The 10,251-nt window shown below is 68.8% G+C and carries 9 protein-coding genes; 7 read left to right on the plus strand and 2 right to left on the minus strand.

What is annotated here, in order from left to right; genetic code table 11:
* From DMH12_RS34570 to pknB, 6 genes are all read left to right on the plus strand, one after another.
* On the plus strand, window positions 1-391 hold a 391-nt coding region (locus tag DMH12_RS34570), incomplete at its 5' end, for an FHA domain-containing protein (RefSeq protein ID WP_148107575.1).
* 10 nt (window positions 392-401) lie between these two features.
* Window positions 402-920 carry an antibiotic biosynthesis regulator FhaB gene (gene fhaB, locus DMH12_RS34575; RefSeq protein WP_122616597.1) on the plus strand — a complete coding sequence of 173 codons (519 nt, stop codon included), beginning with the start codon at window positions 402-404 and terminating at the stop codon, window positions 918-920.
* A gap of 141 nt (window positions 921-1,061) precedes the next feature.
* Window positions 1,062-2,615, plus strand: a complete 1,554-nt coding sequence (locus DMH12_RS34580; protein WP_125495288.1) for a Stp1/IreP family PP2C-type Ser/Thr phosphatase — start codon at window positions 1,062-1,064, stop codon at window positions 2,613-2,615.
* Between the two features lie 27 nt (window positions 2,616-2,642).
* Entirely contained in the window at window positions 2,643-4,079 is a 1,437-nt protein-coding gene (locus tag DMH12_RS34585; RefSeq protein ID WP_125495289.1) for an FtsW/RodA/SpoVE family cell cycle protein, read from the plus strand.
* Window positions 4,076-5,548, plus strand: coding sequence for a penicillin-binding protein 2 (locus tag DMH12_RS34590; protein ID WP_125495290.1), 1,473 nt, complete (start codon window positions 4,076-4,078; stop codon window positions 5,546-5,548). The genes DMH12_RS34585 and DMH12_RS34590 overlap by 4 nt, the downstream gene beginning before the upstream one ends.
* 190 nt (window positions 5,549-5,738) lie before the next feature.
* Entirely contained in the window at window positions 5,739-7,751 is a 2,013-nt protein-coding gene (pknB, locus tag DMH12_RS34600; RefSeq protein ID WP_125495291.1) for a Stk1 family PASTA domain-containing Ser/Thr kinase, read from the plus strand.
* Window positions 7,752-7,789: 38 nt separating this feature from the next.
* Here the strand turns inward: pknB and DMH12_RS34605 are convergent, their stop codons facing one another.
* Complete coding sequence (locus tag DMH12_RS34605) at window positions 7,790-8,323, minus strand: hypothetical protein (RefSeq protein ID WP_125495292.1); 534 nt, start codon at window positions 8,321-8,323, stop codon at window positions 7,790-7,792.
* Between the two features lie 76 nt (window positions 8,324-8,399).
* Here DMH12_RS34605 and DMH12_RS34610 point away from each other — a divergent pair, with 76 nt between their 5' ends.
* Entirely contained in the window at window positions 8,400-9,422 is a 1,023-nt protein-coding gene (locus DMH12_RS34610) for a restriction endonuclease (protein ID WP_125495293.1), read from the plus strand.
* 91 nt (window positions 9,423-9,513) lie between these two features.
* On the opposite strand, the gene DMH12_RS34615 is transcribed toward DMH12_RS34610, so the two are convergent.
* Window positions 9,514-10,248 carry a class E sortase gene (locus DMH12_RS34615; protein ID WP_125495294.1) on the minus strand — a complete coding sequence of 245 codons (735 nt, stop codon included), beginning with the start codon at window positions 10,246-10,248 and terminating at the stop codon, window positions 9,514-9,516.
* Window positions 10,249-10,251: the final 3 nt, after the last annotated feature.

Consider the following 10,251-nt stretch of genomic DNA (forward strand, 5'->3'; position numbering starts at 1 on the left):
CGCCCCGCCCATGCCGTCCGCGCCGCCGCCCGGCTCGCGCCCCGGCGGTTACGGCTACCCGCAGCCCGTAGGCGGCCAGCAGCCGCCGGCGGCACCCGCCTCCGGCGGACGCACCCGCCACTGGGTCGAGATCAACGGCAACCGCCACCAGATCTCCCGCGGGACCCTGGTCCTCGGCCGCAGCACCGAGGCCGATGTGCGCATCGACGACCCCGGCGTCTCCCGCCGGCATTGCGAGATCCGGACCGGAACGCCCTCGACGATCCAGGACCTCGGGTCCACGAACGGCATCGTGGTGGACGGGCAGCACACAACCCGCGCTACGCTCCGCGACGGCTCCCGCGTCGTCGTGGGCAGCACCACCGTTATCTACAGGCAAGCCGAAGGGTGATCCGGGGGCAATGTCAGAGCTGACCCTCACGGTCATGCGGCTGGGTTTTCTCGCCGTACTGTGGCTGTTCGTGATCGTGGCCGTGCAGGTCATCCGCAGCGACCTGTTCGGTACGCGGGTCACCCAGCGCGGAGCGCGGCGCGAAGCCGCCCGACCGCAGCAGGCCGCCGCGCGCCAGAACCAGGCGCCTCCGCCGCAGCGCCAGCAGTCCGGCGGCGGCCGCGGCCGCCGAGGCGCGCCCACCAAGCTGGTCGTGACGGAAGGCACTCTCACCGGCACCACCGTTGCCCTCCAGGGGCAGACCATCACGCTCGGCCGGGCACACGACTCGACGATCGTGCTGGACGACGACTACGCCTCCAGCCGCCATGCCAGGATCTACCCGGACCAGAACGGCCAGTGGATCGTCGAGGACCTGGGCTCCACCAACGGCACCTACCTGGACCGGTCCCGGCTGACGACGCCGACACCGATCGGGCCGGGTTCGCCGATCCGCATCGGCAAGACCGTCATCGAGCTGCGGAAGTAGTGCTACACCAATGAAAGAGCGCGAGCGGAGCGAGCACGCGGCGGCGGCCGGCACCCCGGGCCCCGGCGCGCTCCCGACCGGAGGGTGGGCAGTGTGGCTCGACACGACCGGCTGTACCCGGAGCCGACGGGCGAGGTGCGCATGAGTCTGTCACTGCGCTTCGCCGCCGGTTCGCACAAGGGCATGATCCGGGAGGGCAACGAGGACTCCGGCTACGCCGGCCCGCGCCTGCTCGCCATCGCCGACGGCATGGGCGGCCAGGCCGCCGGTGAGGTCGCCTCCTCCGAGGTGATCTCCACCATCGTCGCCCTCGACGACGACGTGCCCGGCTCCGACGTCCTCACCTCCCTCGGCGCCGCCGTGCAGCGCGCCAACGACCAGCTGCGGCAGATGGTCGAGGAGGACCCCGCCCTGGAGGGCATGGGCACCACGCTGACCGCGCTGCTGTGGACCGGCCAGCGCCTGGGCATGGTGCACGTCGGCGACTCGCGGGCCTACCTGCTGCGCGACGGCGTCCTCACGCAGATCACGCAGGACCACACCTGGGTGCAGCGCCTCGTCGACGAGGGACGGATCACCGAGGAGGAGGCGGGCACCCACCCGCAGCGCTCCCTGCTGATGCGCGCCCTCGGCAGCGGCGACCACGTCGAACCCGACCTGTCCATCCGCGAGGTGCGGGCCGGCGACCGCTACCTCATCTGCTCCGACGGGCTCTCCGGCGTCGTCTCCCACCAGACGATGGAGGACACCCTCGCCAGCTACCAGGGCCCCCAGGAGACCGTCCAGGAGCTGATCCAGCTCGCCCTGCGCGGCGGCGGCCCGGACAACATCACCGTCATCGTCGCCGACGTCCTCGACCTCGACACCGGCGACACCCTCGCCGGGCAGCTCTCCGACACCCCCGTGGTCGTCGGCGCCGTCGCCGAGAACCAGGCCCAGATGGGCGACAACGGCATCATGCAGACCCCGGCCGGCCGCGCCGCCGGCCTCGGCCGCCAGGGCGGACAGCACGGCGGGGGCGGCGAGTTCGGCCCGCCCGGCAGCGGCGACACCACCGGGTACGTCCCGGCGGGCGGCTTCGACGACTACGGCCCCGACGACTTCGTCAAGCCGCGCAAGGGCCGCAGGTGGCTGAAGAGATCCCTCTACACGGTGCTCGCCCTCGCCGTCATCGGCGGCGGCACGTACGGCGGCTGGCGCTGGACCCAGACCCAGTACTACGTCGGCACCAACGACGACCACGTCGCCCTGTACCGCGGCATCAGCCAGGACCTGGCCTGGGTCTCGCTCTCGAAGGTCCAGAAGGACCATCCCGAGATCGAACTCAAGTACCTGCCGCCCTACCAGCAGAAACTCGTCGAGGCCACCATCGCCGAAGGCGACCTGGCCGACGCGCGGGCGAAGATCGAGGAGCTGGCGGTGCAGGCCTCCGCCTGCAAGAAGCAGGCCGACCGGCGCTCCGCGGAGACCGGGGAGAACGCCAAGACGGGCGAGGGCGAGGCCGGCGGCACCACGGGAACCACCCCCGCCTCCTTCACGTCCAAGGCCTCACCGACACCCAACCCGTCGCCGAGCGCGTCGGAGTCGCAGAAGGCACCCGAGTCGTCCCAGTCCCCGACCGCACCCACCCCAGGTTCCGGCCCGACCCTCTCGGAGGAAGAGCAGAAGGTCGTCTCGCTGTGCGGTAAGCAGTAGGCAAGCCGTGAGAGGCCCCGTCACACGATGAGCAGTTCTACCAACCCGTCGACGCACCACACGTCCACGATCGGCGCCATCGGCGCCCCGAGCCGGCGCAACACCGAGCTGGCTCTGCTCGTGTTCGCCGTCCTCATCCCGGTCTTCGCCTACGCCAACGTGGGTCTGGCCATCAACGACGAGGTGCCCGCCGGCCTGCTGAGCTACGGCCTCGGCCTCGGCCTGCTGGCCGGCGTCGGGCACATCGTCGTCCGCAAGTTCGCGCCGTACTCGGACCCGCTGCTGCTTCCGCTGGCCACCCTGCTCAACGGCCTCGGACTCGTCGCCATCTGGCGGCTGGACCAGTCCGAACTCCTCCAGGACATCGAGCAGGCCGGCACCGCCGCGCCCCGCCAGCTGATGTACACGGCGATGGGCATCGCCCTGTTCGTCGCGGTGATGATCTTCCTGAAGGACCACCGCGTCCTGCAGCGCTACACCTACATCTCCATGCTCGGCGCCCTGTTCCTGCTGCTGCTCCCGCTCGTACCGGGCCTCGGCAAGAACATCTACGGCGCCAAGATCTGGATCCAGGTCGGCTCCTTCTCCATCCAGCCGGGCGAGTTCGCCAAGATCGTCCTCGCGATCTTCTTCGCCGGCTACCTGATGGTGAAGCGCGACGCCCTCGCGCTCGCCAGCCGCCGCTTCATGGGCCTCTACCTCCCCCGCGGCCGCGACCTCGGCCCGATCCTCGTGGTGTGGATGGTCTCGATCCTCATCCTGGTCTTCGAGACCGACCTCGGCACCTCGCTGCTCTTCTTCGGCATGTTCGTGATCATGCTGTACGTCGCCACCGAGCGGACCAGCTGGATCGTCTTCGGTCTGCTGATGTCCGCCGTCGGCGCCGTCGGCGTCGCCAGCTTCGAGCCGCACATCCAGCAGCGTGTGGACGCCTGGCTCGACCCGATGAAGGAGTACACGCTCTCCCGCGCGGGCGTCGGCGGCCACTCCGAGCAGGCCATGCAGGCACTGTGGGCCTTCGGCTCCGGCGGCACCCTCGGCACCGGCTGGGGCCAGGGCCACTCCGAGCTGATCCGCTTCGCCGCCAACTCCGACTTCATCCTCGCCACCTTCGGCGAGGAACTGGGCCTCGCCGGCCTGATGGCGCTGCTCCTGCTCTACGCCTTGATCGTCGAGCGCGGCGTGCGCACCGCCCTCGCCGCCCGGGACCCCTTCGGCAAGCTCCTCGCCATCGGCCTCTCCGGCGCCTTCGCACTCCAGGTCTTCGTCGTCGCCGGCGGTGTCATGGGCCTCATCCCGCTCACGGGTATGACCATGCCCTTCCTGGCCTACGGCGGCTCCTCCGTCATCGCCAACTGGGCACTGATCGGCATCCTGCTGCGCATCAGCGACACCGCGCGCAGACCGGCACCCGCCGCTCCCGCCAGCCCCGACGCCGAGATGACCCAGGTGGTCCGACCGTGAACAAGCCTCTGCGCCGGATCGCGATCTTCTGCGGCCTCCTCGTCCTCACCCTGCTCATCCGGGACAACTGGCTCCAGTACGTCCAGGCCGACGACCTCAAGGAGGACGAGCACAACCGCCGGGTCGCCATCGAGCGGTACGCCAGCCCGCGCGGCGACATCATCGTCGACGGCAAGGCCATCACCGGACACGCCACCACCAAGGGCGACTTCAAGTACAAGCGGACCTACAAGGACGGCGCCATGTGGGCGCCCGTCACCGGGTACGTCTCCCAGGCATACGGCGCCACCCAGCTCGAGTCCATCGACGACGGCATCCTCACGGGCAACGACGACCGGCTGTTCTTCCGCAACACCCTCGACATGGTCACGGGCAAGAAGCGCGAGGGCGGCAACGTCGTCACCACCCTCAACAGCGCCGCCCAGAAGGCCGCCTACGACGGACTGAAGAAGCAGGGCGCCAAGGGCGCCGTCGTCGCGCTCGAACCGTCCACCGGCAAGATCCTGTCGATGGCCTCGTACCCGTCGTACGACCCCACCTCGATCGCCGGCAGCAACGAGGCGGCCGGGGAGGCCTGGAACAAGCTCCAGAAGAAGAACAACCCCGACGACCCGATGCTCAACCGCGCGCTGCGCGAGGTCTACCCGCCCGGCTCCACCTTCAAGGTGGTCACCGCTGCGGCCGCCCTGGAGAACGAGAAGTACACCTCGGCGGACGACAAGACCGAGACCCCGCTGCCGTGGACCATGCCGGGCACCACGACCGAGCTGAAGAACGAGGGCGACCTCCCCTGCGAGAACGCCACGCTCCGCGAGGCGCTGCGGGTGTCCTGCAACACCGTCTTCGGCAAGATCGGCTCCGACCTCGGCAACGAGAAGATGCTGGAAGAAGCCAAGAAGTTCGGCTTCACCGAGGAGCAGTTCGTCCCGGTCCGCTCCAACGCCTCCGTCTTCTCCGGCGACATGGCACCCTCCGAGGTCGCGCTCTCCTCCATCGGCCAGTTCAACACCGCGGCGACCCCGCTGCAGATGGCCATGGTCACCTCGGCGATCGCCAACAACGGCACCCTGATGAAGCCGTACATGGTCGACGAACTCCAGGCCCCGAACCTCGACACCATCGAGAAGACGGACCCCGAGGAGATGAGCGAGCCGCTCTCCCCGGACAACGCCCAGGTCCTCCAGGACATGATGGAGACCGTCGTCCAGGACGGCACGGGAACCAACGCGCAGATCGACGGCGTCACCGTGGGCGGCAAGACCGGTACCGCACAGCACGGCGTCGACAACAAGGAGAACCCCTACGCCTGGTTCATCTCGTACGCCAAGGGCGAGGACGGCAGCGCGCCGGTCGCCGTGGCCGTGGTGATCGAGGACGAGAACGCCGTGCGCGACGACATCTCCGGCGGCGGCCTCGCGGCACCGATCGCGAAGAACGTCATGGAGGCCGTCATCGACAGCAAGAAGTAACCGCACCATGAACGGGACGTGACTCCGGTCACGTCCCCTTCACATCGGCGCACGTTGCGATACCGGTCCTGTATCGGCTGCCGGGCTTGGCCAAGGCACACAGAGCGAGCCGGGTACCGTAGGCCGGACGGCAGCCTCCGACCGTACAAGCATGCCGGTCGGGACCGACGGAGAGGGCTGGTAGGTAGTTATGGAAGAGCCGCGTCGCCTCGGCGGCCGGTACGAGCTGGGCCCGGTGCTCGGCCGTGGTGGCATGGCGGAGGTTTACCACGCTCATGACACCCGGCTCGGACGCCAGGTGGCGGTGAAGACGCTGCGCGCGGACCTCGCGCGCGACCCGTCCTTCCAGGCCCGCTTCCGCCGGGAGGCCCAGTCGGCCGCCTCGCTCAACCACCCCGCGATCGTGGCGGTCTACGACACGGGCGAGGACTACATCGACGGGGTATCCATCCCGTACATCGTCATGGAGTACGTCGACGGCTCCACACTCCGTGAGCTGCTCCACTCCGGCCGCAAGCTGCTGCCCGAGCGGACGCTGGAGATGACCATCGGCATCCTCCAGGCGCTGGAGTACTCGCACCGGGCCGGCATCGTCCACCGTGACATCAAGCCCGCCAACGTCATGCTCACGCGCAACGGCCAGGTCAAGGTCATGGACTTCGGCATCGCCCGCGCGATGGGCGACTCCGGCATGACCATGACACAGACCGCAGCGGTGATCGGCACCGCCCAGTACCTCTCCCCGGAGCAGGCCAAGGGCGAGCAGGTCGACGCGCGGTCCGACCTGTACTCCACGGGCTGCCTGCTCTACGAGCTGCTGACCGTGCGGCCGCCCTTCGTCGGCGACTCCCCGGTCGCCGTCGCCTACCAGCACGTACGTGAGGAACCGCAGGCGCCGAGCGTCTTCGACCCCGAGATCACGCCCGAGATGGACGCGATCGTGCTGAAGGCGCTGGTCAAGGACCCCGACTACCGCTACCAGTCCGCCGACGAGATGCGGGCCGACATCGAGGCCTGCCTCGACGGCCAGCCCGTCGGCGCGACCGCCGCGATGGGCGCCATGGCCGCGGGGGGCTACGGCGCCTACCCCGACGACAAGCCGACGACCGCGCTGCGCTCGGACGGCGGTGGCGGCGGCGCCACGACCATGCTGCCGCCCATGAACCCGGACGACGGCGGCTACGGCTACGACGAACGCCCCGACCGGCGCCGGCAGCAGCCGCGCAAGTCGAACACGTCCACGATCTTCCTGGTCCTGGCGGGCGTCCTCGTCCTCGTCGGCGCGATCCTGATCGGGAAGTACGCGTTCAGCGGGGACGGGGGGCCGAGCAACGACACGGTCGCGGTGCCCGGCTTCATCGGGCAGACCAAGAAGGACGCCCAGCAACTGGCGGTCAACGCCGACCTGGAACTGGCCTTCACGCAGAAGCCCTGCGAGGACCAGAAGAAGGGCAACATCTGCTCACAGGACCCCAAGCAGGGGACCTCGGTCGACAAGCAGTCCACCGTCAACCTGGTCGTCTCGACCGGCGCCCCGAAGGTCGCCGTGCCGAACGTCATCGACAAGGACGTCGACACGGCCACCGAACAGCTCGAGAACAAGGGCTTCGTAGTCGAGACCAAGCAGACCGAGTCCTCCCAGGACGAGGGCACGGTCCTCAACCAGGACCCGGACCCCGGCAGCGAGCTGGAAAAGGGCTCCACGGTGACCCTGGAGGTCGCCAAGGCCGAGGCGAAGGCCACGGTGCCGGACGTCGTCGGCCGCACCTGCGACGAGGCCAAGGCGCAGATCGAAAGCAGCGGTGACCTGGAAGCCACCTGCACCGACCAGCCGACCCAGGACCCGAACCAGGTCGACAAGGTGATCTCCACCACACCGCAGGCCAACCAGCAGGTCGACAAGGGCTCCAAGGTCACGATCGTCGTCGGCAAGGCCGTAGCCAAGACGAAGGTGCCCGAGGTCCGCACCAAGTCCCTCGCGGAGGCTCGGCAGATCCTGCAGCAGAGCGGCTTCACCAACGTCCAGGTCGCACCGAACGCCCCGGGGGATGACAACGCGACCGTGATCGCCATGGACCCGCAACCCGGCACCGAGGTCGACGACCCCGCCGCCACCCCGATCACCCTCACCACGGTGGGCGGCAACGGCGGCAACGGCGGTAACAACGGAGGCATCATCGGCGGCCTCCGCGGCGACGACTGACCCGCGCCGCACCCGGCGACAAGAAGAGCCCCGGCCCCTCAGCGGAGGGACCGGGGCTCTGTCGTCCGCACCACGCTCACCACCGCGACGACGAGACATGCCACACCGGCCGCGGCCAGCAGCCCGAAGAACACGATGGCCGGATTGACCCACGCGGGAACGAGGTCGAAGTTCTCGTTGCACTTGCTGCGCAGCGGGAACCAGCGGTCGAACTCCTCCGCGTGCGCTGCCCGATAGGCCTCGTCGTAGCGGACCCCGTGACCATGAACACACGCCTCCCCGACATCGAGGCCCCCGGAGAGAATCCCGGTCAGGTAGGCGACAGCGAAACCCGCCACACCCGTCGAGACACCGGCCACACCCAGCGACAGCCAGGTACGGGGCCGCTCCCACGCCCCCTCGCGGACCGCCCGGACGCTACCGCGGCCCCCGACGACCATCCCCACGCACAGCATCGCCACCACGAGGGCAACGACGGTACCGACAGCGCCGAGCAGGAATACCAGCGCGCTTCCCATCACCGCCAGTCCGCCCAGGTAGGCGAGCCTCTCGGGCCGGGAGCGCAATGGCATCGAACGTGTCTTCATATGTCACAACTCGTTAAGTCCGGTTGACCACATCATCCCAAGAGGGAAGGAAGGCCGGGCAATGATCAACGAGACGGCTCTACTGGAATCTCGGACCCTACGCAGCAACATCCTCGAACGCACGGACGCACTCGACCGAGTGAAGGCACTGTCCCTGCTGCCGGACGGCATGCACGTGACCACGGCGATGGTGGCGAAGTACTTCAGCGTGACAGTGGAAGCGGTCCGTGCCCTCGTCCACGATCACCGAGCGGAGATGGAAGCGAGTGGATACCGAGTGCTGACCGGACAGGAACTGAGTGACTTCAAGCAACTCAGTGGCATCCGGTCGCACACACGGTCCCTCGCCCTATTTCCCCGCCGATCCGTCCTCAACATCGCCATGCTGCTCCGCGACAGCGAAGTCGCACGTCAGGTGCGTGTCTACCTCCTGGACATGGAGTACCTGGCGCGCACACAGCCTGTGGAAAACCCGGCCCCGACAGACCCCGCCGCCCTCGACACCCGCATCGACCAGCGCATCACCCACATCCTCGGCCGCACCGTCGTACCGATGTTCAACGTCCTCATCGCCACGTCCGGCGAACACCGCCGCGAGCTCATCGAACTCCGCGCGGACATCGAGAACGTCGAGCGCAAACTGTGCTGGCACCACAAGCGGCTCGCCACCCTGGAAGGTGACGCCCCCGCCGACGACGTCAGGGCGAAACTCAACGCGATGACCTGGCGGGCGTTCGAGCACCACGTCGCCGGCCTGCTGCGCCGCGACGGCTGCGTCGACGTCGTCGTACGACAGGCCCGCACCGACCGCGGCATCGACATCACCGGCCGCACCGCCGACGGACGCACCGTGGCCGTCCAGTGCAAGAACAGGTCCGGCCGCTGGACCGTACCCAGCGCCGACATGCAGAAGTTCGCGGGCGCGGCGCGCGCCATCGACCAGGCGGACGTCGCCCTGTTCGTCGCCACGTCCAACTTCAGCCACGAATCGGAGGCGGTTGCCAAACTCAGCGGCGTCATCACGGTGAACCGCGAAGAGCTGGAGGCCTGGAGCGCCGGAGTACTGCTCAAAGCGCTGCGGTAGGCAGCATGGCAAGAGGCCCGAAGCCGCAAGAGAAAGTTGCGGCTTCGGGCCTCCGTCATGTTAGAGGGCTGACCTCCCGCGAGAAGGTCAGTCAGCGCAGTTCCTCCGGCGGCGTCCGATCCCCGTCCACCTTCTCCGTCCGGACCAGTTCGCCCCACACCACGTACCGGTACTTGCTCGTGTACACCGGGGTGCAGGTCGTCAGGGTGATGTAGTGGCCGGGCTTCTTCTTGCCGGACTCCAGGGGGACCTCGTCGAGGACCTTGACGTTGAACTTCGAGGTCTCGCGGAGGACGGCGTAGGTCTTGTAGACGTACCAGGTGTCCTTCGTCTCGAAGACGATCGGGTCGCCCTCGTCGATCTTGTCGATCTTGTGGAACTTCGCGCCGTGCCCGTCGCGGTGGGCCGCGAGCGAGAAGTTGCCCTCTTTGCCCGAGGTGGGCAGCGTCGCCTTCACCGGGTCCGTGTAGTAGCCGGCCACGCCGTCGTTGAGGATCTTCATCGACGTGCCCTTCTCCACCAGGATGTCGCCCTTGCCCATGGCCGGGACGTGGAGGAAGCCGATGCCCGCCTTGGTGTCCAGCGCGCCGGGGCCGTCCGGGCCCACGCGGTCCTGGGCCCAGTTGTCCCGGACCTTGTCGGCCTGCTCGTCCGCCGCGCGGTCGGCGACCACGTTCGTCCACCACAGTGAGTAGACGACGAACAGGCCCAGCACCAGGCCCGCGGTGATGAGGAGTTCACCGAAGACGCTCACCGCGCGCGCGACGATCCGTCCGGGACCCCGCCCCCGCCCGCGCGCGGTGAGCGTCTTCGGTGAACGCCTCATCAC

It is taken from the genome of Streptomyces sp. WAC 04229, from assembly GCF_003947455.1.
Classification (GTDB): Bacteria; Actinomycetota; Actinomycetes; order Streptomycetales; family Streptomycetaceae; genus Streptomyces.

Excerpts from the sequence above, each read along its gene's own strand:
- fhaB (WP_122616597.1), top strand. The coding sequence starts at position 402 with ATGTCAGAGCTGACCCTCACGGTCATGCGGCTGGGTTTTCTCGCCGTA.
- DMH12_RS34580 (WP_125495288.1), top strand. The coding sequence starts at position 1,062 with ATGAGTCTGTCACTGCGCTTCGCCGCCGGTTCGCACAAGGGCATGATC.
- DMH12_RS34585 (WP_125495289.1), top strand. The coding sequence starts at position 2,643 with ATGAGCAGTTCTACCAACCCGTCGACGCACCACACGTCCACGATCGGC.
- pknB (WP_125495291.1), top strand. The coding sequence starts at position 5,739 with ATGGAAGAGCCGCGTCGCCTCGGCGGCCGGTACGAGCTGGGCCCGGTG.
- DMH12_RS34605 (WP_125495292.1), bottom strand. The coding sequence starts at position 8,323 with ATGCCATTGCGCTCCCGGCCCGAGAGGCTCGCCTACCTGGGCGGACTG.
- DMH12_RS34610 (WP_125495293.1), top strand. The coding sequence starts at position 8,400 with ATGATCAACGAGACGGCTCTACTGGAATCTCGGACCCTACGCAGCAAC.
- DMH12_RS34615 (WP_125495294.1), bottom strand. The coding sequence starts at position 10,248 with ATGAGGCGTTCACCGAAGACGCTCACCGCGCGCGGGCGGGGGCGGGGT.